Annotated in this window: 25 protein-coding genes and 1 tRNA gene; 18 read left to right on the top strand and 8 right to left on the bottom strand. The window is 60.0% G+C overall.

Annotation, left to right across the window (positions count from 1 at the left end):
• Positions 1 to 10: 10 nt before the first annotated feature.
• From ASG19_RS02445 to ASG19_RS02455, 3 genes are all read left to right on the top strand, one after another.
• A complete protein-coding gene (locus tag ASG19_RS02445; protein ID WP_062453577.1) occupies positions 11 to 307 on the top strand; it encodes a hypothetical protein in 297 nt (98 codons plus the stop codon).
• A gap of 146 nt (positions 308 to 453) precedes the next feature.
• Positions 454 to 3,189: a glycosyltransferase gene (locus ASG19_RS02450; protein ID WP_062453578.1), complete on the top strand. Its 2,736-nt coding sequence runs from the start codon at positions 454 to 456 to the stop codon at positions 3,187 to 3,189.
• Between the two features lie 324 nt (positions 3,190 to 3,513).
• On the top strand, positions 3,514 to 4,209 hold the full coding sequence (locus tag ASG19_RS02455; protein WP_156466390.1) for a DUF6656 family protein: 696 nt from the start codon (positions 3,514 to 3,516) through the stop codon (positions 4,207 to 4,209).
• Positions 4,210 to 4,473: 264 nt separating this feature from the next.
• On the opposite strand, the gene ASG19_RS02460 is transcribed toward ASG19_RS02455, so the two are convergent.
• The 3 genes from ASG19_RS02460 to ASG19_RS02470 all read right to left on the bottom strand — a co-directional run bounded on the left by ASG19_RS02460 (position 4,474) and on the right by ASG19_RS02470 (position 7,683).
• Positions 4,474 to 5,085 (bottom strand): helix-turn-helix transcriptional regulator, encoded by a 612-nt coding sequence (locus ASG19_RS02460; protein ID WP_162238115.1) that lies wholly within the window; start codon positions 5,083 to 5,085, stop codon positions 4,474 to 4,476.
• A gap of 464 nt (positions 5,086 to 5,549) precedes the next feature.
• Entirely contained in the window at positions 5,550 to 7,181 is a 1,632-nt protein-coding gene (locus tag ASG19_RS02465; protein WP_082476159.1) for an FAD-dependent oxidoreductase, read from the bottom strand.
• Positions 7,129 to 7,683, bottom strand: coding sequence for a hypothetical protein (locus ASG19_RS02470; RefSeq protein WP_162238116.1), 555 nt, complete (start codon positions 7,681 to 7,683; stop codon positions 7,129 to 7,131). The genes ASG19_RS02465 and ASG19_RS02470 overlap by 53 nt, the downstream gene beginning before the upstream one ends.
• A 201-nt stretch (positions 7,684 to 7,884) precedes the next feature.
• Between ASG19_RS02470 and ASG19_RS02475 the strand changes: the two genes are divergently transcribed.
• The 11 genes from ASG19_RS02475 (at position 7,885) to virB11 (ending at position 17,486) form a co-directional block, all read left to right on the top strand.
• On the top strand, positions 7,885 to 8,586 hold the full coding sequence (locus tag ASG19_RS02475; protein WP_210168441.1) for a lytic transglycosylase domain-containing protein: 702 nt from the start codon (positions 7,885 to 7,887) through the stop codon (positions 8,584 to 8,586).
• A 40-nt stretch (positions 8,587 to 8,626) separates the two neighbouring features.
• Entirely contained in the window at positions 8,627 to 8,869 is a 243-nt protein-coding gene (locus tag ASG19_RS02480) for a TrbC/VirB2 family protein (RefSeq protein ID WP_062453584.1), read from the top strand.
• Between the two features lie 3 nt (positions 8,870 to 8,872).
• Positions 8,873 to 9,166 carry a VirB3 family type IV secretion system protein gene (locus ASG19_RS02485; protein WP_062453585.1) on the top strand — a complete coding sequence of 98 codons (294 nt, stop codon included), beginning with the start codon at positions 8,873 to 8,875 and terminating at the stop codon, positions 9,164 to 9,166.
• Complete coding sequence (locus ASG19_RS02490) at positions 9,163 to 11,553, top strand: VirB4 family type IV secretion system protein (protein WP_156466392.1); 2,391 nt, start codon at positions 9,163 to 9,165, stop codon at positions 11,551 to 11,553. Before ASG19_RS02485 ends, ASG19_RS02490 begins: the two co-directional genes overlap by 4 nt.
• 127 nt (positions 11,554 to 11,680) lie before the next feature.
• Positions 11,681 to 12,415, top strand: coding sequence for a hypothetical protein (locus ASG19_RS02495; protein ID WP_062453586.1), 735 nt, complete (start codon positions 11,681 to 11,683; stop codon positions 12,413 to 12,415).
• On the top strand, positions 12,405 to 12,575 hold the full coding sequence (locus tag ASG19_RS23780; RefSeq protein ID WP_156466393.1) for a hypothetical protein: 171 nt from the start codon (positions 12,405 to 12,407) through the stop codon (positions 12,573 to 12,575). The genes ASG19_RS02495 and ASG19_RS23780 overlap by 11 nt, the downstream gene beginning before the upstream one ends.
• Positions 12,576 to 12,579: 4 nt before the next feature.
• A complete protein-coding gene (locus tag ASG19_RS02500) occupies positions 12,580 to 13,575 on the top strand; it encodes a type IV secretion system protein (protein ID WP_062453587.1) in 996 nt (331 codons plus the stop codon).
• Positions 13,575 to 14,282, top strand: coding sequence for a type IV secretion system protein (locus ASG19_RS02505; RefSeq protein ID WP_062453588.1), 708 nt, complete (start codon positions 13,575 to 13,577; stop codon positions 14,280 to 14,282). The genes ASG19_RS02500 and ASG19_RS02505 overlap by 1 nt, the downstream gene beginning before the upstream one ends.
• Positions 14,279 to 15,055 (top strand): TrbG/VirB9 family P-type conjugative transfer protein, encoded by a 777-nt coding sequence (locus ASG19_RS02510; RefSeq protein ID WP_062453589.1) that lies wholly within the window; start codon positions 14,279 to 14,281, stop codon positions 15,053 to 15,055. The genes ASG19_RS02505 and ASG19_RS02510 overlap by 4 nt, the downstream gene beginning before the upstream one ends.
• The gene (gene virB10, locus ASG19_RS02515) at positions 15,055 to 16,452 is read left to right on the top strand and encodes a type IV secretion system protein VirB10 (protein ID WP_062453590.1); all 1,398 of its coding nucleotides are present in this window, start codon (positions 15,055 to 15,057) and stop codon (positions 16,450 to 16,452) included. Before ASG19_RS02510 ends, virB10 begins: the two co-directional genes overlap by 1 nt.
• Positions 16,449 to 17,486 (top strand): P-type DNA transfer ATPase VirB11, encoded by a 1,038-nt coding sequence (virB11, locus tag ASG19_RS02520; RefSeq protein WP_062453591.1) that lies wholly within the window; start codon positions 16,449 to 16,451, stop codon positions 17,484 to 17,486. The genes virB10 and virB11 overlap by 4 nt, the downstream gene beginning before the upstream one ends.
• 175 nt (positions 17,487 to 17,661) lie before the next feature.
• On the opposite strand, the gene ASG19_RS24375 is transcribed toward virB11, so the two are convergent.
• Entirely contained in the window at positions 17,662 to 17,877 is a 216-nt protein-coding gene (locus ASG19_RS24375) for a hypothetical protein (RefSeq protein WP_062453592.1), read from the bottom strand.
• Here ASG19_RS24375 and ASG19_RS23380 point away from each other — a divergent pair.
• The gene (locus tag ASG19_RS23380; RefSeq protein ID WP_244476107.1) at positions 17,797 to 17,997 is read left to right on the top strand and encodes a DUF2293 domain-containing protein; all 201 of its coding nucleotides are present in this window, start codon (positions 17,797 to 17,799) and stop codon (positions 17,995 to 17,997) included. The two genes, ASG19_RS24375 and ASG19_RS23380, sit on opposite strands and share 81 nt — an antisense overlap.
• Positions 17,998 to 18,469: 472 nt before the next feature.
• Here the strand turns inward: ASG19_RS23380 and ASG19_RS02535 are convergent.
• A tRNA-Gln gene (locus ASG19_RS02535) sits at positions 18,470 to 18,543 on the bottom strand.
• A 194-nt stretch (positions 18,544 to 18,737) separates the two neighbouring features.
• Between ASG19_RS02535 and ASG19_RS02540 the strand changes: the two genes are divergently transcribed.
• The gene (locus ASG19_RS02540) at positions 18,738 to 19,655 is read left to right on the top strand and encodes an MBL fold metallo-hydrolase (protein ID WP_062453594.1); all 918 of its coding nucleotides are present in this window, start codon (positions 18,738 to 18,740) and stop codon (positions 19,653 to 19,655) included.
• Between the two features lie 7 nt (positions 19,656 to 19,662).
• On the opposite strand, the gene ASG19_RS02545 is transcribed toward ASG19_RS02540, so the two are convergent.
• Complete coding sequence (locus ASG19_RS02545) at positions 19,663 to 20,559, bottom strand: DUF1499 domain-containing protein (protein ID WP_062453595.1); 897 nt, start codon at positions 20,557 to 20,559, stop codon at positions 19,663 to 19,665.
• 77 nt (positions 20,560 to 20,636) lie between these two features.
• Positions 20,637 to 21,005 carry a hypothetical protein gene (locus tag ASG19_RS02550; RefSeq protein WP_062453596.1) on the bottom strand — a complete coding sequence of 123 codons (369 nt, stop codon included), beginning with the start codon at positions 21,003 to 21,005 and terminating at the stop codon, positions 20,637 to 20,639.
• 146 nt (positions 21,006 to 21,151) lie between these two features.
• Between ASG19_RS02550 and ASG19_RS02555 the strand changes: the two genes are divergently transcribed.
• Positions 21,152 to 21,421 carry a hypothetical protein gene (locus ASG19_RS02555; protein WP_062453597.1) on the top strand — a complete coding sequence of 90 codons (270 nt, stop codon included), beginning with the start codon at positions 21,152 to 21,154 and terminating at the stop codon, positions 21,419 to 21,421.
• 4 nt (positions 21,422 to 21,425) lie between these two features.
• Here the strand turns inward: ASG19_RS02555 and ppdK are convergent, their stop codons facing one another.
• Positions 21,426 to 24,098, bottom strand: coding sequence for a pyruvate, phosphate dikinase (gene ppdK, locus ASG19_RS02560; protein WP_062453598.1), 2,673 nt, complete (start codon positions 24,096 to 24,098; stop codon positions 21,426 to 21,428).
• 177 nt (positions 24,099 to 24,275) lie between these two features.
• Between ppdK and ASG19_RS02565 the strand changes: the two genes are divergently transcribed.
• Positions 24,276 to 25,256 carry a VOC family protein gene (locus ASG19_RS02565; protein WP_062453599.1) on the top strand — a complete coding sequence of 327 codons (981 nt, stop codon included), beginning with the start codon at positions 24,276 to 24,278 and terminating at the stop codon, positions 25,254 to 25,256.
• The last annotated feature ends 122 nt before the right edge of the window (positions 25,257 to 25,378 follow it).

A 25,378-nucleotide genomic window follows, 5' to 3' on the forward strand; every position in this document is an offset into this window, starting at 1 on the left:
CGAGTTTTGGATGGTTTCCCTCTCCACACTTTCCGTTCTGGTTGTCATCGGTGCAGTCGTCCTGTTTACGGTTGCCGGGATCGGCTTTCATCGGAAGGTGCAGGAACAGGAACGTCAGCGTGCCGAGTATCGTAGGCGCGCCGAGGTTAAACTGCGTGCTAACGCCCTAAAAGCGAAATGGCGGTCAATACTCAGACCCCTGGGGATGAAGGGTATTGCACTGGAACATTATCGGACCATGAAGTCGGTTGACCACCGGCGCCGGATCAATCTGCACGCCGATCTGGATAGTGGCCCAAGGCAGTAGGATTGATTTGCAAGCACGGTTTCACTTCAAGAAAACCCGGCAGTCTACAAGAGGGTGATAACCGAAACTGTTGAATTGACTCAACCAAATTGCGATGTTGTGTCGACCTCCGATTGGCATGCAATGTTTTGGGATGGATGACGTTAATGAGTTTGCACCAGGCTGCACTCACGGAAATGACTGCTCGTGCCGATCGTTTGCGTGACAATAGACAATGGCTGGCTGCGGCCACGCTCTATGGCGAAGCACTCGAACACGGCACACCATCGGCGGAAGGCTGGGTCCAGTACGCGCACATGCTAAAGGAGGCAGAGCTGTTCGAGGCGGCGATCCGAGCCTACGAGTTCGCCATCCACTGCGACGGAACTTACCCCGATGCCCGCCTCCACCTTGCTCATCTTTTCAAGCGCCTAGGTCAGTTGGCCAACGCACTTGCTACCTTTGAAGCCCTAAGCGCCCTGCCGCTGTCACCACCTGTCGAGCAGGAGATCGCTGGCCTGCGCGTTTCTCTAATGCAGGCAGGACCGAATGCGCCGACTGACCTCGGTACACGGAATGAGGGCATGGAGACCGCTACGTGCCTTGCTGGTTTTTTCAGGCTGCAAGGCCGTGAGGAGATCCGGATTGCGGAGATCAATGAGCGCAACGGCCAACGGGATGGCGAAGCCACGCCGTTCGGTTTGTCCATGGTTGAGATATTGAGACTCGCGAAGGAACGGTCGTTGCAGGCTCGCCTCAATCCGAAGGCTCACCTCGTCATCCGCGACAACAAGTTCGTCGCGACAACGAAAGAACCGCAGTTTTCGGTCGTCGTGGAAGGTGAGCAACTTCGTCCCGGCTGGTTTTCGATCGAGCTTGAGGTGTCGGGAACGGCGATGGTTTTTACCCCGGTTCTGTACGTCGAACATCGTGCGGAATGGTCGAGATTTTCTACATTCAACCTGCGACCCCAGGGCAATGGAAAGTTTCGTGCCGTTGGCTTGCTTGAAGACGCGGTGTTACGCCTTCGTCTCGATCCAGCGAGCACCGAAGGAAGCTTTGTTGTCAACGCATTCTCGCTTCGACAGATTGGTATGGCAAGCAGCTTTAGGCATGCTCGCAGGATAGACCGTGATGCGGCGCGCGCTGCTTTGACGGACCTCAGGACACACCGCTCCTCAAACCGGTTCGCCCACGATCTGGCAAAAATACTGTCTTATCCCGGACGCGACACCTACGAAACCTGGATCGCCGAGCACGATACCGTAAGCGATGAGGACCTCGCGCGGTTCAGGCGGGCGGTCGATCGCTGGCGAACACGCCCGATGATCTCGGCCGTCGTTTCAATCAGTTCAGAGACGGCCGAGCGCGGAGAAGAGACACTCAGATCGCTGAAGCGCCAGATCTACGAGAACTGGCAACTGCATGTCGTTTTGGCTCGAGATGTTCCGCAAAATAGCCAGGATGCGATCACGAGCCTTCAAGAGAACGACACAAGGTTTATCACTACCTTTGCCGAAGAGGATAAGACCGCGCAGTCCCTACTCAATGCTTGCGACGGGCGCTTTGTAATTTTCCTGTCGGCAGGAGACATACTGGCCCCAATCGCGCTCTATAAGCTTGTCGAGCACCATATCGCCAAACCCATGTCGAAGCTAATCTACAGCGATGAAGACGCAATCGAGAACCAGCGTCGGCATTCTCCGCTTTTCAAGCCGGACTGGGATCCGGATTATTTCTATGCAACGAACTATGTGGGACGATCGGTTGCGTTCGAGACCGGTCTTGCACAAAGTTGCTGCCCTTCTTTCGGCAAGCTCGCGAACCTCGATACGCAAGAGCTCGTGCTGCGAGCGGCCGAAGTGCTGTCCCCGGACGAGATCACGCATATTCCGCGTGTGCTCTACCACCGAGGAAGTCCAGCAAAGACGAGTGGCAGTCCCTTGCTGCCCTATCCAATGACGGAGGCCCGGCGTCAGGCGGTTGAGGACAGTCTCCGTAGGCAGGGCCGACGAGCAAACACTTCAACCCTGCCTGGAAATCTTTGCCGGGTCATCTGGCCAGTTCCCGATCCTGCGCCGCTGGTGACGTTGATTATTCCCACGCGCGACTACGCCGATTTGCTGCGAGCCTGCATCGACTCCATTTTGGACCACACCGACTATCCCGCTTTCGAGATCGTCATCGTGGACAATGGCAGTGTGGAACAAGAGACCCTTGCTTACTTCGATACTCTGCGCAGCAGACACAACATTCGCATCCTAGCGGCGCCGGGGCCATTCAATTTCTCCAGACTCAACAACCGCGCCGTCGAAAACGCACAGGGCAGCATGCTCGCCCTGATCAATAACGATATCATTGTGACTGATGGCGGCTGGCTTCGAGAAATGGTTTCTCAAGCCAGCCGTCCTGAAATCGGCGCTGTCGGAGCCAAGCTTCTCTACGACACGGGACACATCCAGCATGCGGGCATCATCTGTGGTATCGGTCTGGTGGCCGCGCATCCCCACAAGTTTCGCGGTGGCGATGATCCAGGCTACATGGGACGGATTGCGGCGACCCAATCGCTGTCCGCCGTCACCGCGGCCTGCTTGATGGTCGAAAAAGCGAAGTATTGCCAGGTAGGCGGCATGGATGAGGACAACTTGAAAGTGGCTTTCAACGACGTCGATCTGTGCCTTAAACTCGACGCGGCTGGCTACCGCAATCTCTACACTCCTCACGCTACGCTCATTCATCTTGAAAGCATCAGCCGTGGCCTCGATACATCGTCACAAAAGGCAGAGCGCTATCGCGCCGAAGCGGCTTTCATGCTGGCAAAGTGGGGCGACAAGGTCAGACGCGATCGGTTCTACAACGTGAACCTCACTGCGGAACGAGAGGATTTTTCATATAGAGACTGATAAGCGGAGAGAAGTCGAGCCGGCTACTGCTGCAGAGGAAGTACGGTTGCTTGTATCTCCCGATCTCCGGAACTTCGCTCGTCAACTGCTAAGCATCATCCTCGGGCTGTGAATGTAGTGCGCAGGAGGAGGCTCGAAGTCTGCCCCATGCTCATCCGCATACCGAATGCCATTGCCGCGAAGAACCGCCTTTCCAAAATGCTGCAAGCGCCCCTAAGCGAAAGTTGACCTGCGTCAATTGAGGGGGAAACTACGGAGCGTCTGGGAGCAACCTCTTAAGGCTGCACTCATATCTTCTTCATCAACGCAAGAAGAGAGGGCATCATGAGTGTAGCCAAGCTCCAGTACGGGGACCGTTTCGGTGACGACGTAAAGAAAATCTCGCGCACGGCGTTGTCCCCCTCAAGTTCTAGCGATGCTGCGCTCCCATCAGCGAAATACACACGCTGGTTTCATGGCGAAGCGGGCGAGCCGGAACCGATGGCAACCTCAGCCAAAAAGTTTCGACGGCTCGCCGCAGACATGGTTCTTTCAGAAGTCATCGCTGTCACGAAGGAGAACCTGTCGATCCTCGGCGACGATGCCAATCACCTCTTCGCCTCTTCGCTTCCGACAGGGCACCGGATGCGCAAGGCAATTCGTGCGTCGATTCTGCAGTCTGTCCCGCATCTTGGAGCCTGCAAGTTCGGGGAAGTCGTAACCGAGCACGGCCCCAACGCCATCGCCGTCACGCAGATGTTCATCGCGAATTTCGACGGCGAGATCAACACGTCCGCAGGCGGCACAGATCTTTACAAGCCGCGAAGCCAGGACTTCGACCAGATGTTCTTCGGCCTCCACGTACTCCTCGACCGCAATGGCAATTTTCTAGGCTTCAATCACCGGCTCGGCGAAAATGGTCTGGCCTTCCAGACCAAGAATATCTCCACTGCCCTCTACAATGTCGCATCGACAAGTACCGGATTGTCGCTTGAGGCTCTCCGGGAAAGAGCTGCCATCAATCGGGTTGTAAACCGGTAACCGAGAGCGTTTCCCAGCGAGAGTAAATCATCCTGCCGGCGCAGGATTTCGGACAGGCAAGGCGAAGGGCATATCTCTGGGTACGTCAAAGCCGATCGGCTTTGATCCTGGCGAAAGGCTGCCCGGCCCATCGGGTTGGCTGGATCGGGAGGCCTGAGCGCCCGGCCGACTTGACCGTCGGATGTGGCTACGACGGGCGCCGACCGGGCAACCATCTGCAATCGTTCGAGCCAACAGAATGCTTCAACCTTGCCAAGAAACGCTCTAGGGCTTCTCTCTTTCCCGATGACCCATCTGCGTGGCGACGAGCTTTGCCACCAGGTGCACGAGGTTCTTGGCTTCGAACCGACCCTTCAGCTTGTCGATGCGATGCTCGATCGTTCTTGGCGAGAGGTGAAGGTCTTCGGCGATTTCCTTGGTCGTCTGCCCCTCGATCAGCAGCTGGATGATGTTGTCATCCGTCATGTCGGTCTTTGCTTCTTTCGACGGCGGAATAAAGAACCGGCCTTCGACCAGACTGATACACCAGTTCGGCCTTCCCTCGCACTTTTGAGGAAGCAGCAGTCGCTCGTAGCCGATCCTGACCCCGAGAACCTTCGTTCTGACAAGCTCAAGCGTCGGGCGCCCGACCTGCAGACAGCGGGAATAGGTTGGGATGATGGCCTCATCGACGAAGCCTCGATCGAGATCCCGAAGGTTGGCATCGGGAAATTGCAGCCTCAATTGACCAAGCAAATGGCTCTTGAACCCGAAGTCCCTCACCCGCCGAAACCGCCAGTCATACGGGTCTTCGTCTCCCGTTGCGACAACGGACAGCGCCATCTTGATGGAGAGGCTGGAGACGAAGCTAGAATACACGCTTTCCGGGTCTGCCATCTCGCTCGACCGCAGCCAAACATCGATAAGGCTTTGAGAGATTGTATTGAATGAACTCATTAATGCGACACAAGAACCAATTTCTTCCTGTTCGCATATGCAACTCTCAAGGGTTTCAAAAGAATTACATTCGTCTAAAATAAACTACGTCGTCAGTTATGGAAAACACGGGAGACCACAGGATCTGAGGACCATATGCGGCCAGGCGCTTCTCGGTCACTTGTTGGAGGGTTTGCACGAAACGTGCGTAGCACGGGAGCCCGGATTCCGGGCACGCCTTTCGCTCAACCTTGAGCTCTCGGGTCGGGAGGCCGCAGGGCCTCTCCGAACCGATGCATCTTTCGTCCGAAGAACGAACGTTGAAAGATCTTCTGTAAAGCAGTTCACTGACAAGCGCCGTGTGTGTCGCCTCGCTAGTCTCCGGCGCGCCCCAGTTGCCGCGGCGCGCCGAGTAATTTTCAGTTCTACCAGCTTACCACCGCATTGGCGGCCGTGAGCTTTCTTCGCAGTATCTTGGTATCGACTTTGCCGACATCGCCCTTGACTGCAAGGGCTGCTGCCGCGCCCGCAGCCTGCCCGAGCACCATGTAGGTCGGCTCGACGCGCACGGAAGTGTAGGCAACATGGCTAGTCGACAATGCGACTGGAACGAGCAGGTTCTTTACTTGGGTCGCCTTCGGCAACATGGCGCGGTAAGGAATTTCATAGGGGCCGCCAGATGAAACGCTCTGCCGCGTGTCGTCGACTACGACACCATTGAGCACGGTGCGCAGCATGCCGTGCTGGTCCATGGAATAGTATCCCAAACCGATCGAGTCCGCGAATTTCGTTTTGTTGAGGATGTTGTTCTCCGTCAGCACGAATTGACCCACCAGCCGGCGTGCCTGACGGACGTAAACCTGATAGGGAAAATTGCCGTTATCGACGAACTCGTCGGCGCAGTATCCGAACTTTGCAGTTTCGTCACGGACAGCCTGCGGCAGGCGCGGATCAGTGCGGCCGAAATAGAAATACCCCATGGTATAGGAACGTATCTTCTTCCTGATCTGTTCGCGCTGGGCTTCCGTTCCATTCACGTAAGCTGCCCCGAGGTGAAAGACATCGGTCGAGAACCAGGGGTTCGAGTTGACGTCATATTTGTCCAGCACGGTAGTACCGTTGCCGATGAAGTAGCGGGGCGATAGGCCCCGACCCGACGTCAACAACTCGTTGGTAAAACGTGCAACGCCCTCATACTGCATAACATCGTAATCAGAAGGGCGCGAGAATGGCACCTGCTTAGCTGGGTTGTCGGTTACGCAGATGCGATAGTTATAGGCCATCAGATTGGTATCGGCCGATCCGACCGGTTTCTGCTTTTCGGTGATCACACCCGGAATCAGGCCGGTGGAAGGATTGCCTGGAACCACGTAGGGGTCGATCGTAATGGCGGTGCCGTCACCGAGTTCCGGTTTTTCAAGCAATTGGGCGCCGGCATCCTTCTCCGCATATTGCGTGCGACTTTCGCGCCCGAGCACTGTGCTGACGCGCGCCTTAAACATCAGGTCGCCTTCATAACTGGCGTCGATAAACACGCTTCCGCAGAAATTGCGGCCGGACGTCATGGTAATTCGCTTGATGAAGGTCGTCTTGACAGTGCTGAGGATGCGCTGGCCATAAACGACGTTGACCTTGGCACTTGCCAGAAGCGCCTTGAACGTCGCTTCAGCCCATTTCGATTCGAAGTAGGTGCTTTCCGGCCCTGTCTGATTGTAGTGTTTAGCAGATCGGGCAAAAAACTCTTGAGCGATGCCGCCATAGACAATCCTCGCGCCCTGCCGCGGAGAGGCATCCGTCTTATTCAGGCCGCTCGACATCATGCCGCCAACATGCTGCGTCGGCTCCAGCAGGATGACAGATTTCTTCATTCGCCCCGCCTGGATCGCTGCCGCTATGCCGGCTGGCGTACCGCCATAGACGACGATATCGGCGGTCGCGCATTCGACAGCGAGCGTCTCCCGCGGCATCAAGCTGCCGAGGAGGACGAGTATCGATAAGGTGAGCTTAGTTTCCGCTTTCATGGCTGTTCCCGTCCCCGTGTCGCACTTGGCCGTCATCCAGCCCGTGCCTTGCCCATATACCCTGCCGATCGACCTTGGCGCTCAACTCGGCTACCAGATAATTCTTCACCACCGGCCGGCCGTTTTCTCCGAGTGCAGCAAAGCCGTAGCCGCCGGCAATCAACGCCATCCCGAGATCGAATTTATCGTCGCCCAATTCAACGACGCAGATGACTGGCACGACACCGACATCGATAGCCTTATCGACTGCCCGGCATGTGACGCCAGCAGTCGAAAACAATGCGGCAAGCCGCGCGGTGGCAAGCACGCGGCACTCTTCCGTCCGCACGACGTCACCGTTCATCGCCCTGCCCTGCTCGCAGGGGCCAACGCCGTAAAGCTCGAATGTTCTGCCGCCTTCGACCCAACGGTGGCCGTCAAGAATGTGCGAAGGGCGCATTGTCCAGATATCGCTGGGGGATGCGGCTTCGTTCGCCGCGGCAAGGGTGGCGTGAAAAAGACTGACCAGCGTCACGACGAACGGCAATCCAGTTCGCATACCCCTGCCTGCATCGTGTTTTGCCGGGAAATAATCGGCTTGATTCTGCACCCAGTCTATACACGAATAGCCGAGCAAAATTCAACTGTTGATAGTACAAGACTTCTGTTGACGGTGGTCTGGCTCGCTCAATAATTAGGAAGCGATATTCAGGGCGGGTGAGTTGCGGTGAAATCAAGCATGGTAGCGGTTGTCGCCGCCTTGAGCTTCTGGCCTTTAGAAGGCAGCGCCCGCGATGCGCGTCTGGCTTATGCCTCGCCTCAGACTTCCGGCAAGATTGAAGACCGAATTCGTCTTGCCTTCCTGCCGGAGGCAAATGCCGGCACGCAAGCGCATGTTATCAACTCGACCATCGAGTTGCCGGCAACTGTCGCTGAGCGCTGTGCTGCTGTGGATCCACAGCAAGTCAGCCTGATCGTTCGCAGCCTTGCTGCCGCCGAGGGCCTTGATCCAGATCTCGTCGATGCCGTTGCATGGGTGGAAAGCGGCTACGGTGCCAATTCCGGCCCCTCCTCCAGCGGCGCTCTCGGTATCATGCAGTTGATGCCGGCGACCGCAAAGGACCTTGGCCTTGTGGATCGCTGCAATGTCGAGCAAAATGTGCGCGCCGGCGTCCGGTACATGAAGCAGCTCTATACCGAATTCAAAGATCCGCTGCTGATGCTGGCGGCTTATAATGCCGGGCCGGCGAAGGTTCATGAAAAGAAGGGTATCCCCCTCTACCGGGAGACAAGCGACTATATTGTTCGCGTGCTCAACCGCTGGAAATATTCGACCATGGTCGGGCAGCACGACCAGTCTATAGCCCAGGTCAAGCAGGTTCAGGAGCCCGCTAAGGACGAGGGTGACAGCAATAAAGCCGAGGTGGGCTGGAAGGACGGGCATGTCATTGAATTGCAGTAAGGCGCTCAGATCCGCCGTCGTGATTGGTCTGGTAGCCGCGATGCTTCCAACCCTTGCCTACGCGCAGGACGCCGCCCCGATCCAGGGAGCGCTGGATTGGCTGGTGTCTCTCCTGCAGGGCGCGATCGCCCGTTCCGTCGCCATCATCGCCGTCTGCTTTCTGGGCTTCCTCGCCATGACTGGTCGTCTGGTCTGGGGCCTGGCCGGATCGATCATCATCGGCATCGCGCTCGTCTTCGGCGCGACGACGTTGGTCGATTCGCTGCGCTACGCGGTTCGCTAGCCCATGGAGGACGATCTCCCAGCCGTCGAGCCGGTGAGCCTTGCCTTCACGAGGCCGCCGACGAAATGGGGCGTCCGCTATGAAATCTTCGCGCTGAACGGCATGATCGCGGTTGTGATTTTCATCGCCACCAGCAGCTTTCTCCTGCCCATCGTGCTTGCCTTCGTCATCCATCTGATGGCGATGTATCTCTGTCAGCGCGACCCATTCATCTTCCACATCCTCGAACGCCTGCTCGGCATGCGGCGCGCCATCCGCAACGCATCGTTTTGGGGCGGGCGGAGCTATTCGCCGTGAGCCTCAACGACAGCCTGAAGTTCGGGCGGCAGCGCCGCTATGAAATGGGGGTGAAGGAGCACATTCCCTATCTCAGGCATGTCAATGACCATGTCGTTTCGACAAAACTGGGATTTCTGGTTTCTGTCATAAAGCTGGAAGGACTGCCGTTCCAGACCATGGATCAGGCCGAGCTCAATGCCCGGATGCGCAACCGCAATAACAGCTTCCGGCTTCTCGGATCGTCGCGCTTCTCACTCTACACCACCGTTATTCGTCGCAAGAGTGCGGTTGCAATCGACGATGATTTCGACATGCCTTTCGCGGCCGAGCTCAATCGTCGCTATCGGGAGCATCTCAGCCAGAAGAACCTTTTCGTCAACGATATCTACCTCACGATCGTACGCCGCCATATGCTGGGCAAGATCGGCTGGGTTGACCGTGCTTTGTCCGCCTTCAGCCATGGCGCAGGCGAGAGCGAAAGCCGCACTGAGGCGCTGCGCGAGCTGGAAGAAGCAACGCTCGCCATGGTGCAGGACTTTGCCCCCTATGGCGCAAGGCGGCTCGGGGTCGCCGAACGGCGGGGCTCGGTGTTTTCGGAGCCGGCGGAATTTTTCGCCAAGATCGTCTCCGGCGGCGATCCGGTGGAAATGCCCCTTCCCCGCATGAGCCTAGCCGAGGCAATCCCGACCGCCCAGCTCCTGTTCGGGCGCAATGCGCTCGAAATCCGCGGCAGCGGGGAGATGCAGTCGAAGGTGGGCGCCATGGTGTCGATGAAGGAATACCCACCCTTCACGGCGCCGGGCGGGACGGACGGGCTGCTGCGCCTGCCCTACGAATTCATCCTGACACAGTCGTTTGCCATCGAAGACCGGGCTGCCGCCATGCAGATCATGCGCCGCGTCGGGAATCAGGTTGCCACCTCCGACGTCGGCGGCACGCAGATGGAAGCCTCCGTGCATCAGGGACTGGACAAGCTAGCGCAGGGCGAGGTCGTGTTCGGCTATCACCACATGTCAATTTGCGTCTTCGAAAGCTCGGTGTCGCGACTGAACCGCGCCGTGTCCGACGTGCAGTCCGAACTGTCGCGGATGAGCGTCGTGCCGGTGCGCGAAAGCCTCAACATGGAGCCGGCATTCTGGGCGCAGCTTCCGGGCAACTTCAGCTATATCGCCCGGCGAGGGTTGATCTCGTCGGCGAATTTCGCAGGGCTTTTCTCCGGCCACAACTTTCCAAGCGGCGACACGCAAGGCCTGCACTGGAAAAAGCCGATCGCGATCGTCGAAACCGCCAACCAAACTGCATATAATTTCAGCTTCCACGTCAACGATAGCGGCAACTTCACCATCGTCGGGCCGACCGGCTCTGGCAAGACGGCGGCGATGGCCTTCCTGATGGCGCAGTCGATGCGCATCCGCCCGCGGCCGCGTTGCATCTATTTCGACAAGGATCGCGGCGCTGATATCTTTATCCGTGCGCTCGGCGGCCATTACGAGGTGCTGGAGCCCGGCACGCCCACGGGCTTTGCACCGCTGCAGATCGACGACACGCCCGCCAACCGGGCGTTCGCGAACACGCTTCTATCCTATCTTTTGAACCCGACTGATGGCGCGCTGTCGGCCTCGGAGAAGATCGTCATCGCCGATGCCGTGGGACTGCTCTTTGAGTTTCCTCGCGAGCGCCGCAGCCTGAAGATGCTGACGGAAGTGCTGCGAGGTAGGTTGCAGCCGGGTGAAAACGATCTGGCGCGACGTCTCGAACCTTGGCTCGACCCGGCAAACAAGGGATGGCTGTTCAACAATCCCGTCGATCGCCTGAATTTTTCCTCCCAGGTCATCGGCTTCGACATGACCAGCGTGCTGGACGACCCGGAAACGCGCACCGCAGCATTGATGTATCTGTTCCACCGCATCGAGGGCGTGTTGGACGGCACGCCGACGATGATATTCCTCGACGAGGGCTGGAAGCTTCTCGACGACGCCGTATTCCCGGGCTTCCTGCGCGATCTCCTGAAGACGATCCGCAAGAAGAACGGTATCGTCGGTTTCGGCACCCAGTCTGCGGCCGATATTGTCGAATCGAGCATTTCGTCGGCGATTATCGAACAGACCACATCCAACATCTTCCTGCCGAACGCCAAGGCGAGTGCGGCAGTCTATCGCGATCACTTCCTGCTGTCGGCGAAGGAGTTCGATTTCATCAAGACGGCACCGCCGGAAAGCCGGGCAATGCTGGTCAAGCGCGCCAACGATTCCGTCGTCGTCAAGCTCGACCTTTCCTCGATGCCAGACCTGATGAAAGTCCTGTCCGGCCGCATCGAGACCGTGCGCGAATGCGAAGCACTGCGCGCCCGCTACGGCGACGATCCCGCCGAGTGGCTTTCGCGCTTCACTGAATACGATGCGTAGATACAATCAAACAAATGTGGATAACTGCGAAGGCAATCAGAGATTTAATGACGGGCGGCATGCCGACATAGGCTATGGTTGGAGAGTATCTCCTCGAGAAATCCGCCAGGTCGTCATGAGAGTGTGCGTGCTATCTTTTCTGCTGTCGGCATCCGCTGCCAATGCCGCGGGGATGGCTGTACTGGATATCGAGAACTTGGCAGTCGCCCAGCAGAACGCGCGGCAGACTCGCGAAATCCTTGCAAACGACAAGGAACTGAACGCCAAGACTGACCAGATCGCAAAAGCGCTGACGGGATCGCGCGACGGCTCGCTCTCGCTGCCGCCCGATGGGCTCGGCCGTGGGGTCGCGATCGCTGGCGCGCCCTCCTTGGGGCAGTTTGTTCAGGAAGACCGGATGAACCTCGGTCGCATCAGCCCAGAAGCACGCCGCGCTGCGGCCTTCATGATCAACGGCCTGATGCTGGCTGTGACGCTTCAGCAGCAGGCGCGCATCGATGGCCGCACTGACGCCGTCAACCAAGTTCACAGAACCAGGGTTAGAGGAAGCGTTCTACTGGCAGCCCTTGGCGAGCAGGCCTCGCGCAATGCCGCGGTTCGCGAGCAACGGATATCGGGCGCCGCCATCGCCGTCGGTCGCTCCGAGGACATCAAGGGCGCGGTGGACGAGAACACCCGAGTGGGACTGGAAACGACGCGTGCGGTCAACGAACTGATCGCCATGCAGGCTGTGGTTCTTTCCACGACAAGCAACGAGCTTGCCTCGGAGGCAAGCCGCTCGACAGAGGTCAAAAAGCTCCTCCAATACCGGGACGTCAATCCGTTCCGCACAATCGGCAGGGGCAGCAGCAATGGCAACTAGATTAGGCGCCCTTTTTGCCTTGGCCATTCTATCATCGGCCTGCAGCAGCACTGACCGGCAGATCAAGGCTCCCTGCGGGCCGCTCACCAGTTTCGTCGAGGCATCGCATTGCGGCGAGCCGCAGCCTGTCAACCCGTTTACCCAGATCATGGTAGAGTAGCCGCATGGAACAGGCCGTGTCGTCTGCCGCCTCCGACCTGCTTCTCAGCGTCGATGTTCTGGGAACGACCTTCATCCGTGAGGTCTACCAGTCGCTTGGCCGCGTGCTGCAGCCGATCTTCTTCACGATGCTGATCCTTTACGTGATCTGGTGGGGCTTCTCGTTAATGACCGGGCGCTCCTCACTGTCGCCGATCGAGGCGATGGAGCGACTGCTGCGCGCCGTCGTCATCTACTGGCTGGCGACAAGCTGGGGCGCCTTCTCCGGCACCATCTATGTGGCGATCCAATCGATTCCCGATGTCGTGGGCTCGCGCATTATGGCGGGTATTGCGCTCGCCACCGGCCGGCCGGCCTACACCGACGTGTTGCATGCACTCGACATGGTCTATGCGGCCTCGATCCGGATCGCCGGCCAAATTTATATTGGCAGCGTCATGGACGGTCTTGCCGGCCTGCTTTCGGCGCTGGTGATTGTATTCTCCGTCGCCTTTCTCGGCATCGCGATCGCCTCCGTCTTCGCCGCTAAGTTCTTTTTGCAGATTATCGTTGCGATGGGGCCGCTGTGGATCGTGCTCGCCCTTTTCAAATACTCGTCGCGTTATACGGACGGATTCAGGACGATCGTCGTCCGGCTTCTGATCCAACAGGTTCTGATCTTCGCCTTTCTCGGATTCTATAGCAGCATAATCGGGCTCGCGATCGGCGCCATGGAAATTCCGGCCTCCGCGGACGTGACGCTCGGCATATCCCACATCATGCCGTTGCTTCTGGCCGAGGCGGTCGGATGCTATCTGCTGTTACAGGTTCCCGGTATCGCGCGTACTGTCGCCAGCGGAACGGTGATGGTGGCGAGCCGCTATGATGCCGGCACGGTCAACCCGATCAACTCGCTCTTCCGCACCGGCACCCAGCGCGTGACCATGCTGGCCGGCCAGACCGACGATGCCATGCGAAACATCCAGAGGGAAACGGCGCGCAACGCGACCGTTCGGCTCTGATGGAAAAGCAGCAGGAGATGGTCGACAAGCGTTACTACCAGCAGGGCGCGACATGGGAAGACGAGATCCACCGCAACCTGCGCCGGTCGCGAACGCTCGCCTGGATCGTTGCCTTCGTCTCGCTGGCGATCGCGCTCCTGTCGGTTTCCACACTCGTCCTGATTCTGCCGCTCAGGCAGTACGAACCCTATGTGGTCGAGGTTGACAAGACGACGGGATACCTCGAAATCGCTCGTGCCTTGAAGCCCGGCGGGTTAGCCTCAGACGAGGCGGTGACGACGGCCAATATCGTTCGCTACATCCGCGCGCGCGAGACCTACGATCCGCATCTCCTGAAGGTGAACTTCGATCTCGCGAGCCTGTTATCGGCGGATGCGGCCGTGCAGGATCTGGTGCATGACTTCTCGCCTTCCAACCCTCGTTCGCTCGACAAGGTCAATGGCGCTGACACCACAATTTCGGTCACGGTTAAGTCCGTCTCCTTCCTCAACAACCAGACCGCCAGCGTGCGATTCTCGACGGAAAACAGCCGCAACGGCCAGATCCGGCAGAACCACTGGGTCTCGGTCTTGAGGTTCCGCTACACCACCAAGCCGATGCGCAACGAATACCGGTTCGACAATCCGCTTGGTTTTGAGGTCGTCACCTATAGGCGCGATCAGGAAAGCGTGTCGACGACGCCCCCGGCAAGTGAGGCGAACCCGTGAGGCCGGCCACTGCGATCTTCCTGTGCTGCGTCTGGTCGCTCGTCGCTGTTTCCGCGGTAGAGGCAAAGGATCCGCGTATCCGCTACGTGACCTTCGACGACGACAACGTGACTACCGTTCAGGCGGGCCTCGGCGTTTCCACAATGATCCAGTTTGGCAGCGACGAGATCATACAGACGGTGTCGGCGGGGGATACCAAGGCATGGTCGATCGTGCCGAAGAAGGATTCGGCCATCATGTTCATCAAGCCGCTGCTGGAGCGGGCGCAAACGAACGTGAACGTCGTAACGAGCAAGCGTACCTATTCGCTGCTTCTCGCTGTATCCGACAATCCCAAGGTGATGACCGCGTTCCAGGTGCGGTTTCGCTATCCGGATGAGGAAATCGGCGCGCACATGCTGGCGCAGGCGAAGGAAAACATCTCCTCTCCCTCGCTCAAGGTCCTCAATCCCTACGGCCTGAACTATGACTACGTGTTCCGCGGAGATGGGGGGATGAAGCCACGCACGGTGTTTGACGACGGCACCAAAATGTTCCTGCAGTTCGACGGCGACATCCCGGCTGTGTTCGTTGTGGAGAGCGACGGCCGCGAATCCTTCGTCAACACGCGCACCGAGGGCAATTACATTGTTGTCGACAAGGTTGCCGCGCAGTTTACTCTCAGGGCCGGACAGCGCACGCTGTGCCTCTACAATCGTAGGGCATCGCCGTCGGCCGGGCTGTCAGCCGCCGCGCCGAGAACGGCAAGCCAGCCACGCGGGAGCGATCACTGATGAGCCGCTTCGACTACGACCATCTTGACGGCGTTAGCCTGGTTGCGGCTAAGCGCTCGAATTTCGCCCGCAATGCCGGCTTTGTCGCACTCGGACTTCTGATGGTTGGCGGGCTGGTGCTGGTCAACTGGCCCAGCCAGCGGCTCGGCGGGATCAGCATGGTTCCGGGCGAGACTGCCGGCGAGGAACGCTTCGACCCGCCGGCCTTCCCTTTGCAGCGGCAATCGCTTCCGCCCGCCGACCAACCTTTACCTCCTGCGACAGTAACGGTACCCGAGGAACCCGCGCCTGAGCCGCTTGTCGAAGAAGCGCCACCGAGCGATGTCTCCGATCAGGCCGATGCGAACCGTGACCGCGAGGAACTGGAACGGCAGATGCGCGAGGAAGAAGCCGCAAGACAGGCGCAGGAGGAGGAAACTGCCCGGCAGGCTGCGCGCGATGCCATGCAGGAACGTTTACAGTCCGACCAAATGATCACCATTGAGGCCGACGGCGGCGGTCAGGACGGCGATACCGTGGCAACCGATGCCGACAACCAAGTCGTGCAGGTGCCCGGCTCCGACAGCGATCCGAACAAGGCCTTTCTTGCGCAGTCAGAGCAGAACCGGATTACGCCGGCCATCGCCTCAAGAAACGCGCGGCCGGACGCGCTGATCGCGCAGGGAACCCTGATCCGCGGTTTTCTGGAAACCGCCATCAACAGCGATCTGCCAGGCATGGTTCGCGCCGTCGTGCGCGAAAACGTCTATTCGCTGGATGGCCGTCGCATTCTCGTCCCGAAGGGCTCGCGACTCGTGGGCGAATATAAGTCTGGCCTATCTCGGGGCCAGAAGCGCGTCTTCGTGGTCTGGAACCGCATTGTGGTGAGCGACGGCACGCAAGTCGACATCGCCTCGCCCGGCGCAGACAATATCGGTCAGGCTGGTCTCACCGGCAAAGTCGATACGCATTGGGCCGAGCGCGTCGGTTCCGCCATGTTCTTCTCCATCCTCGGCAGCGGTGCGCAGATTGGCACCGCGCTGGCGCTCGACAACGGCAACGAAACTCCACGCACCATCACCTCCACCGACCCGGCGACCGGCATCACCACCACCACCACGCTCGATTCGTCCGGCAATGGGCGTGACGGCGTGATGTCGGCCGTTACCCAAGGGACCAGCGGCTTCACACAGCTTGCAACCGAATCTGCACAGAATTCAGAAAACATTCCGCCCACCGTGCATGTCGATCAAGGCGCTGACGTCACCATCTTCGTTCGCCGCGACCTCGATTTCTCGAAGCTTTATGGCGATCCCCTGCAGGAAGAGCTTCGCAGGATACGCAGGGGTATCGCTGTCCCGCGGGGTTCTGCTTCGTCCTCCACCGGATGGTATCCGCCGCCGCCAGTATACAAATGACGATCCCCGCAAGCAGGCACGACGCGCATCATTCGCTGTGGCAGGATTTTCCGGTCCTTCATCGGGCGCTTTCCCCTGTGATCCGCTATCTCGAAGACCCTGAAGTCGGCGAAATCGCCGTCAACCGACCGGGCGAAGCCTTCGTCGAACGGTTGAAGACCGGCGCAATGGAGCGGATCGACGACCCGCGCCTGACGCAGCGGTGGTTGATCACTGTCGCCACGCTTGTTGCCAGCGCCACGCGGCAGGTCGTCAATGAGGAGCGGCCTCTCCTCAGCGCGTCGCTGCCAAGCGGCGAGCGCGTACAATGCGTGCTGCCGCCTGCCGCCCCCGATGGCGGCGCACTGTCAATCCGCAAGCATGTCGTGCGCGACCTGACGCTCGAAGACTACGCCAACGCTGGCGCCCTGCGGAACACCCGCATGAGTGCAAGGCTTGAACTTTCAGCGCCGGAATTGCGACTTGTCGATGCGATCGAGCGTAACGATGCAATGGGCTTTCTGTCGCAGGCGGTCCGTGGCCGACTGTCGATGCTCATCTCCGGCGGCACCGCGTCGGGCAAGACCAGTCTGCTTAACACACTGATGAAGCTGATAGACGACGAGCGGATCGTGACGATCGAGGACGTGCGCGAACTCGTCACACATGCACCGAACACTCTATCGCTCATGACCTCCAAGGGCGGCCAGAGCGCCTCGCTAATTACACCGCAAGACCTGCTGGAGGCCTCTCTGCGCATGCGGCCCGACAGGATCATGCTGGGCGAGTTACGCGGCAGCGAGGCCTACACCTTCATTCAGGCCGTCAACACCGGCCATCCGGGCTCTATGGCAACGATCCATGCGAATTCGGCAGCCTCGGCCTATGAACGGCTGGTCTTCATGGTGCACCAGTCCCATCCGGGCCTGTCGCATGACGCGATCCTCAAATATCTCGAGGAGGCGATCCCGGTCGTCGTCCACGTCGCCCGCGACCGCCAAAATGGCGGCTTTGCTGTGGACGAGGTGCTCTTCGCAAAGGCTGCCCGCGCCTGACGCAACCGTTGTGATGATCGTCACACCGGGATGATGCGACAAAATTGGCTGGTGTTGCGTCGTTATGGCGGATGCGGGAGGCTGGTGGGCCTCAGCAGCATAGTTATACCATGCCGTGCGCCTTCTCGTTATGGAGCCCCTCATGCAGTTGCAGACCGGCAAACCAACCATAGGATCAAAATGACAGCGGCGGCGCGAACGGCAGCAAAGGCGCCACAGGCAGCAGTTCCACCGCTATGAAGTCGAATACTTCATCCGGCAGGAATACCCAGGATGTCCCGAGTTTGCGGTTGTCCGCTTCGCGAGCCAGATCTGCACCGAACCGAAGAACTGGCGTGATGCCACGATAGCCGACGCCGTTGATCACACCATCCAGAACACACTTCGGCATGAGTTGACTGAATATGACCATCTATTGCGTGTCGGCGTTCGCCGAGGGGAAGCCCGGCGACGGGTGCAGCCCAAGATTAATGCGATGATTGCGAGTTGGAAGAGCCAACACTCCCGCTGATGATGCCGACCGATCAGCATAGACGGCGATAGGCGATTTCTTTGGGTAGACCTCTGGCGAGGACGACAGAATGCGCGCTCCATTCTTCACGAAGAAAGCTGCGGGGATGATGTGGGCTCTGATGAGCGGCTTATCCTCATCGCAGAATTTGCAGCGCATTGACTCCATTCGTAAATGAGAACAAAATAGGAACCTATACCAGTCATAAGGAGAGGCGACCATGCCCGCACCAGCCCGTCAAATCGACCATGACCAGCCGGACGACAGCGCAGAAGTCATCCTCGACGTGTATGCCGGTAACGCGCTTTCCGCGCTCCTCAGCATCATCGCAGACGTGGACGTCCTATGCGACAGACTTGAGACGGCGTCCTTGCAGCTAAGTTCTGGCGTCGCGCGGACTGGAAACAGAAGTTGCGGCATGAATTCCGAGGTGCAGCGGTTGGATTGCGAGTCTCGGCCGTAAAATACTGCATGGCTGGGGCGCCAGGATTCGAACCTGGGATGCCGGTACCAAAAACCGGAGCCTTACCGCTTGGCGACGCCCCAACAGGTCGGGGGCAAATCATTGCTGGCCCGGACCGGAAGTGGCCTTGCTCTAGCAAAGCTTTGCCGCCCTCTCAACGGCAAAATTCGGGATTGTCACGAATAAACGCGGGGTTTCGGGTTTACGGGCGTTGATCGGGTGCTAAACCTCGGGGAGATGACAACAAGCGCCCTTGGCGGCAGGACAGTTTTTGAGCATGCGGGAAGACCTTGATTTCGATCTGACCTTTTCGCCCTCCTATGGCGTGCCCGTGACGATCGCGGCAGGGGTGCAGCGGTTGACGGTGAACAATCCCTCGCCGTTTACCTTTCATGGCACCAACAGCTATATCGTCGGGACATCGTCGGTGGCCGTGATTGATCCGGGGCCGGAGGACGAGGCGCATTTTGAAGCCTTGATGGCGGCGCTTGAGGGGCGGCGTGTCAGCCATATCTTTGTCAGCCACACGCATCGCGACCACTCGCCGCTGGCACGGCGGCTGAGCCAAGCGACCGGGGCGTTGACGGTGGCGCAGGGGCCGCACCGGGCGTCCCGTTCCCTGCACGCGGGCGAGATCAATCCGCTCGCTGAAAGCGCTGATACCGATTTCGTGCCCGATATCGCGGCCGGTGATGGTGAGACGATCGACGGTGAAGGGTGGGCGATTTCCGTTCTGCACACACCCGGCCATACCGCCAACCACTCAGCCTTCGCGCTTGAGAATTCGGGCATCCTGTTTTCTGCCGACCACGTGATGGCCTGGGCGACGACGATCGTTGCGCCGCCGGATGGGTCCATGGCCGACTTCATGGCGTCGGTCGAAAAGCTTCTGGCGCGCGGGGACGAAGACCGGATCTTCTTTCCCGGACATGGCGGACCAGTGACCGAGCCCGCCTCTTTTCTGCGCGGCCTGCGGACGCACCGGCGGATGCGCGAGCGTGCGGTGCTGGAGCGGATCCGCGCCGGCGACCGGTTGATCCCGGACATGGTGACGGCGATCTATGCGCGCACGGATCCGCGTCTGCATGGTGCGGCCGCCCTTTCGGTGCTGGCGCATCTGGAAGACCTGATCGGCAAGGGACAGGTTGCGACGGACGGACCGCCATCGCTTTCAGGCATCTATACGCTGGCTTGACGGGCACTTAGCCGCCGGTGATGCCGAGCAGTTCGTTATCGAGACGATCGAGGAAATCCTGGGCAATCGCAGCCCCGAGGCCGAGATCATGCGGGCCGAAGCGCGAGACGACGCGCAGATCCACGGATGTCGTCTCGGCATCTTCACGCAACCGGATCACGATATCGAAGCGCAGGCCGAGCACCAGCGTGCGGGTCTCGCCCTGAAGCAGCACATCGCCGGCGGTGCCGATCGTCGGCTCTAGCGTGAGTTCAGGCCGGCGCAACGGCACCGGCGCCACATCCGGCACCGGCGCCTGCTCGTCGCGGGGCGCGGCACGGGTGAGGATGTCGGGCTCCACAAGCTCCAGCCCCTCTGTCTTGACGATGCCGATCCGGGCGGACCGTAGCGCCTTCTGGACGCCTTCGTAGACGCGGTCGACGGCCCCTTCGTAACGTCGTCCGGTGAGGCGCGGATAGGCGGCAAACTGCGCGCGGCGCTCAGTGGGCGTGACCATCGGCGGGCGCTGCGGCAGGAAGCGCTGGTCGGCTGTCGGTTCGAAGACGAAGGCAGGCGGATCGGCGATATCGGTGGAGATGTCGTAAAGCGGCGGCAGCGTGAGATAGGACACGGTTCCCATCACCACGACGGCAAGCGGGACGGCTGCAAACACCAGCCCGTGGGCAGCAGCAACGCCTCCTCTTGCACCGACACTCCAGAGCCGCGCGAGACCCAGCAGCGACAGCGGTACCGAGGCAGCCGCAATGGTTGCGGAACACAGAACAAGTGCCACGAAATCCGGCTCGTTCAGCGGCCCGAACCGATGCGCGACGGCTGAAACCACGAATAGAAGAAAAGCGCAGAAGCCGAGCCTGCGCCCGAAATAGGCGGCGCGGGAAACGGGCCGGACAAAGCGGACGGTCATTGTGTGAAAGCGGCTCCATGCAAAGTCTCTTTCCTTCTGTAGAACAGCGCGGCGGGGAATGGAATCCTTGCAGATTATTAGTCGCGGATCACTCGGCTTTCCGTCACGTTCCCAGATTGAGACAGGCGCATCACGAGCCATTCGGAGTCTATGGACAAGAAGCCGCGTTCATCGCCGAGGTGATAGACGAGATCATAGTCCGTGAACTTGGCTGTGGGTGGTGGCGGTCCGAGTTTCGCCAGGACCTCGCTACGGCTCAAGCCTTTCAATGCGCCTGTCATCACGAGCCAGTCGGCCATGCGGTGGCGTTTGGAAAAGCGGTCGTGCGGATCGTCATCTGCAGCGTGCCACCAAGCCTGCACAAAAGGAAATGGAACGCTGGTTATCATATAGAACGCGAATAGGGCGGCGATGATCGCCCATGCAACAATGCCTGCCTTCTTCATTCGGTCACACGAGTGCCGGGCCAATCCAACCTCCACTGGTGACAGGCTTTGACATGTCTGGAGCATTGCGTCGTTATAGGTTTGGTGCCGAGTTGGGATCCGCGAAAGCGACCTCCGGGTGCCGCAGCCATCATCTGGAGCCCGTCATGCGTTTTGCCCTTCTCGCCACACTGGCCGTCATCGGAACGGCACTCACTTCCTGCCAGACCATCACACCGGAGGAGCGGCGGGCGGCGGATCAGCAGTCCTGCGCGCGCTTTGGGTTCCGTCCCGGGACCGATGCCATGGCGCGCTGCCTGCTCGACCTCGAGCTCGACCGCCGCGCCGAGCGACGCGCATGGCGGGCAGAAAGCGATGCGATGATGGGACGCCCGCCGATCGTGGTGACGCGGCCGGTTTATATTCACCGCCACTGACCGGTCAGCTCTTCGTCCGCTCGATCGCTGCCTGGGCGGCGGCGAGCCTTGCGATGGGGACGCGGAAGGGGGAGCAGGAGACGTAGTCGAGATCGGCGTTTTCGCAGAAGCGGATCGAGGCCGGGTCGCCGCCGTGTTCGCCGCAGATGCCGAGCTTCAGGTCTGCCCGCGTCTTGCGGCCGCGCTCTGCTGCAAGCTGGATCAGTTCGCCGACGCCATCGAAATCGAGCGAGATGAACGGGTCGTGCTCGATAATGCCCTTGCGCTGATAGGTGGGAATGAAGGCCGCGGCATCGTCGCGGGACATGCCGAAGGTGGTCTGGGTCAGGTCGTTGGTGCCGAAGGAGAAGAACTCGGCAGTTTCCGCAATCACATGGGCGCGCAATGCTGCACGCGGCAATTCGATCATCGTGCCGGCCAGATAGGCGATCGGCACGCCGGTTTCGCGGGCGACGTCTTTCGCCACGGCATCGATGACGCCCTTCACGTAATCCAGTTCCTTGCGCAGGCTGACGAGCGGCACGAGGATTTCGAGTTCGACCGGCTCTCCGGTGGTCTTTCCGGCCTCGACAGCCGCTTCGAAGATCGCCCTCGCCTGCATCTCGGCGATTTCCGGGTAGGAGATCGCAAGCCGGCAGCCGCGATGGCCGAGCATCGGGTTGAACTCGTGCAGCGCATCGATGCGTCTTGCGAGAAAGGCCGGCGGCATGCCCATGGCGCGGGCGACGTCGTCGATCTCGGCCTCGGTTTTGGGCAGGAATTCATGCAGCGGCGGATCGAGCAGGCGGATCGTGACCGGCAGGCCGTGCATGATTTCAAACAATTCGGTGAAATCCGACCGCTGCATCGGCAGAAGTTTGCTAAGCGCCGCGCGGCGGGCCTTCTCGGTTTCTGCCAGAATCATCTCGCGCATGATGTGGATGCGGTCGCCTTCGAAGAACATGTGCTCGGTGCGGCAGAGCCCGATGCCCTCCGCCCCGAACGAGCGGGCGGCGCGGGCGTCCTGCGGCGTATCGGCATTGGTGCGCACGGTCATGCGGCGGGTCTTGTCGGCCCAGGCCATCAGCTTGCCGAAATCGCCAGACAGCGCGGGCTGGGTCATCGGCACGGAGCCCTTCAGCACCTGGCCGGAGGAGCCGTCAATGGTAATGATTTCGCCGCGCCTAAGGCTGACGCCGTTTGCGGCAAGAAGAACCTCGTTGCGCAGGTCGACGCGCATGGAGCCGGCACCGACGACGCATGGAATGCCCATGCCGCGGGCAACGACGGCCGCATGGCTGGTCATGCCGCCGCGGGTGGTCAGGATCGCTTCGGCGGCGTTCATGCCGTGGATGTCTTCCGGGCTGGTCTCGATGCGCACGAGGATGACCTTGCGGCCTTCCTTGTCAGCCTCGACGGCCTCCTCGGCTGTAAACACGATCTCGCCGGTAGCAGCGCCCGGCGATGCAGGCAGGCCGGAGCCGATCACGTGGCGTTCGACGCGCGGATCGATGGTCGGGTGCAGCAGCTGGTCGAGCGAGGGCGGATCGATGCGGCAGACGGCCTGGCTTTCGGTGATGACGCCTTCCTCGACCATGTCGACGGCGACTTTCATGGCGGCACGGGTGGTGCGCTTGGCGTTGCGTGTCTGCAGCATCCACAATTTGCCGCGCTCGATGGTGAATTCCACATCCTGCATGTCGCAGTAATGGGCTTCGAGCCGGTCGCAGATCGTGCGGAACTCGGCGAATGCCTGCGGCATCAGCTTTTCCATCGAGGGCTTGTCGGAACCGGAGGCGAGCCTGCCTTCCTCGGTGATCGATTGCGGTGTGCGGATGCCGGCGACCACATCCTCGCCCTGCGCATTGACGAGGAACTCGCCGTACAAGGCTTTCTCACCGGTCGACGGATTGCGGGTGAAGGCAACGCCTGTGGCCGATGTCGAGCCGAGGTTGCCGAACACCATGGCCTGGACATTGACCGCGGTTCCCCATTCCTCGGGGATCCGGTGCAGCATGCGGAAGGTTTGCGCGCGCGGGTTCATCCAGCTCGCGAACACGGCGGCGATCGCTTTCCAGAGTTGCTCGTGCGGATCCTGCGGGAAACCCGTTTCCAGTTCCTCCCCGATCAGCTGCTTGTAGAGCGAGACGAGGTGCTGCCAGTCGGCGGCGCAAAGTTCTGTATCGTATTCGTGGCCCAGCCGCGCCTTCTCGTCTTCGAGGATCTCCTCGAAGATCTCGTGGTCGAGGCCCATCACCACATCGGCATACATCTGGATGAAGCGGCGGTAACTGTCCCAGGCGAAGCGGGCATCGCCGGAATCTTCAGCGAGCGCCTGCACTGTCTGGTCGTTGAGGCCGAGATTGAGGACGGTGTCCATCATGCCGGGCATGGAGGCCCTGGCGCCGGAGCGGACGGAAAGAAGCAGCGGCTGCACGCCTGCGCCGAAACGGCGGCCGGTGATTGCTTCCATGGCGGCGATGCCATCGAGGACTTCGGCCTTCAGACCGTCGGGCAGCATGCGGGCGTTTTCGAAATAATGGGTACAGGCATCGCAGACGATCGTCAGTCCGGGCGGCACCGGCAGGCCGAGGCTTGCCATTTCCGCGAGGTTTGCGCCCTTGCCTCCAAGACGGATGCTGTCACGAGAGCCTCCTTCCGCCTTGCCATCGCCGAAGCGATAGACCCATTTCGCCATTTCGCATCTCCACCCAGTCTTCTCAAGCATTTACAGCGTTTATGATCGTTTGGGAATTATGCGTCAGGATTATGTTGCACCGCAGCAAAATCGTCGAGTTGTCATGCCTGACAGGAAAGTGACGTGCGGATGTTCTAGCGCGTCTCTATAACGCCGCCGGAACCTGCAGGGCCTTCGATGACCATCACGAGACGGAATGCTTTGAAACTGGCGGGTGTCGTGTCTGCGACGGCCGCCCTTAACGGCGCGCTGCTGGCGGAAGGAACGAGCGCGGCGGTGGCTGCACCTGCCCTGCCCTTTGCCGTGACGACGCCTGTCCATGTGGATCAGGCGGCGCTTCGGGTGCGGGACCTCAAATCCATGACCGCGTACTACCAGGGCATGCTCGGGCTCGAGATCATCGAGCAGGATGATGTTTCCGGCGATCGCGTCGTGCTGGGTGCGGGGGGATCGCCGCTTCTGCATCTCGTCCGTTCGGCAGAGGCCGCCTTCGAGACGCCGGGGTCTGCCGGTCTGTTTCACATCGCCTACCTGATGCCGGACCGCGGCGATCTCGCCCGCTGGCTGGTGCATGTGGCGCAGCGGCAATTTCCGATCACAGGATTTGCTGATCACAGCGTCAGCGAGGCGGTGTATCTGACCGATCCCGAAGGAAACGGCGTCGAGGTCTATTGGGATCGGCCGCACGAAATGTGGACATGGGAGGGCGAGGTGGTGACGATGGGCACCAATGCGCTCGACGTGGACGATATCGTCGCCACTACCGACATCAACCGCGACACCTACACAAAAGCGCCCGCCAACCTCAGGATCGGCCATATCCATCTTCGGGTCGGCGAGATCGACAAGGCCCGGGCCTTCTATGGCGATCTGATCGGCCTGTCATCGACCCGGGGCACCAGAGACGACTCAGGCTTCTTCTCGTCCGGCCATTACCATCACCACCTCGCCTTCAACACGTGGCAGAGCGCCGGTGCGGGAATGCGGGAAGAGACGCAAACCGGGCTCGACTGGTTCTCGCTGGAATTTGCGGAAAAGAGCGACCTGCTGGCGCTGAAGGACAAGCTGAAACAGGCGTCGGTCAGCTTCACGAGGGCTGTCGATCATATCGACATTCTCGACCCCTGGGGGACGAATGTGCGGCTGACGGGGCTGTAAGGACGCCTGCGGCGCGGATGTCGGAAAGAGATGAAAACGCTTTGCGGGGCCGGATCACATCGGCCCCGCAAAGCCTTCCGCACAGGACAGGAAAACCCGTGCGGGGGGTCTCTATATCGGCG

The organism is Rhizobium sp. Leaf306 (genome assembly GCF_001423425.1).
GTDB classification, from domain to species: domain Bacteria; phylum Pseudomonadota; class Alphaproteobacteria; order Rhizobiales; family Rhizobiaceae; genus Neorhizobium; species Neorhizobium soli.

Coding starts and splice junctions, on each gene's coding strand:
- virB11 (WP_062453591.1), top strand. CDS start 16,449: ATGACGATCCCCGCAAGCAGGCACGACGCGCATCATTCGCTGTGGCAG.
- ASG19_RS02505 (WP_062453588.1), top strand. CDS start 13,575: ATGGAAAAGCAGCAGGAGATGGTCGACAAGCGTTACTACCAGCAGGGC.
- ASG19_RS02555 (WP_062453597.1), top strand. CDS start 21,152: ATGCGTTTTGCCCTTCTCGCCACACTGGCCGTCATCGGAACGGCACTC.
- ASG19_RS02545 (WP_062453595.1), bottom strand. CDS start 20,559: ATGACCGTCCGCTTTGTCCGGCCCGTTTCCCGCGCCGCCTATTTCGGG.
- ppdK (WP_062453598.1), bottom strand. CDS start 24,098: ATGGCGAAATGGGTCTATCGCTTCGGCGATGGCAAGGCGGAAGGAGGC.
- ASG19_RS02455 (WP_156466390.1), top strand. CDS start 3,514: ATGAGTGTAGCCAAGCTCCAGTACGGGGACCGTTTCGGTGACGACGTA.
- ASG19_RS02450 (WP_062453578.1), top strand. CDS start 454: ATGAGTTTGCACCAGGCTGCACTCACGGAAATGACTGCTCGTGCCGAT.
- virB10 (WP_062453590.1), top strand. CDS start 15,055: ATGAGCCGCTTCGACTACGACCATCTTGACGGCGTTAGCCTGGTTGCG.
- ASG19_RS24375 (WP_062453592.1), bottom strand. CDS start 17,877: ATGCCGAAGTGTGTTCTGGATGGTGTGATCAACGGCGTCGGCTATCGT.
- ASG19_RS02540 (WP_062453594.1), top strand. CDS start 18,738: ATGCGGGAAGACCTTGATTTCGATCTGACCTTTTCGCCCTCCTATGGC.
- ASG19_RS02465 (WP_082476159.1), bottom strand. CDS start 7,181: ATGACGGCCAAGTGCGACACGGGGACGGGAACAGCCATGAAAGCGGAA.
- ASG19_RS23780 (WP_156466393.1), top strand. CDS start 12,405: ATGGCAACTAGATTAGGCGCCCTTTTTGCCTTGGCCATTCTATCATCG.
- ASG19_RS02550 (WP_062453596.1), bottom strand. CDS start 21,005: ATGAAGAAGGCAGGCATTGTTGCATGGGCGATCATCGCCGCCCTATTC.
- ASG19_RS02565 (WP_062453599.1), top strand. CDS start 24,276: ATGACCATCACGAGACGGAATGCTTTGAAACTGGCGGGTGTCGTGTCT.
- ASG19_RS02500 (WP_062453587.1), top strand. CDS start 12,580: ATGGAACAGGCCGTGTCGTCTGCCGCCTCCGACCTGCTTCTCAGCGTC.
- ASG19_RS02480 (WP_062453584.1), top strand. CDS start 8,627: ATGCTTCCAACCCTTGCCTACGCGCAGGACGCCGCCCCGATCCAGGGA.
- ASG19_RS02445 (WP_062453577.1), top strand. CDS start 11: ATGGTTTCCCTCTCCACACTTTCCGTTCTGGTTGTCATCGGTGCAGTC.
- ASG19_RS02460 (WP_162238115.1), bottom strand. CDS start 5,085: ATGGCAGACCCGGAAAGCGTGTATTCTAGCTTCGTCTCCAGCCTCTCC.
- ASG19_RS02470 (WP_162238116.1), bottom strand. CDS start 7,683: ATGCGAACTGGATTGCCGTTCGTCGTGACGCTGGTCAGTCTTTTTCAC.
- ASG19_RS02485 (WP_062453585.1), top strand. CDS start 8,873: ATGGAGGACGATCTCCCAGCCGTCGAGCCGGTGAGCCTTGCCTTCACG.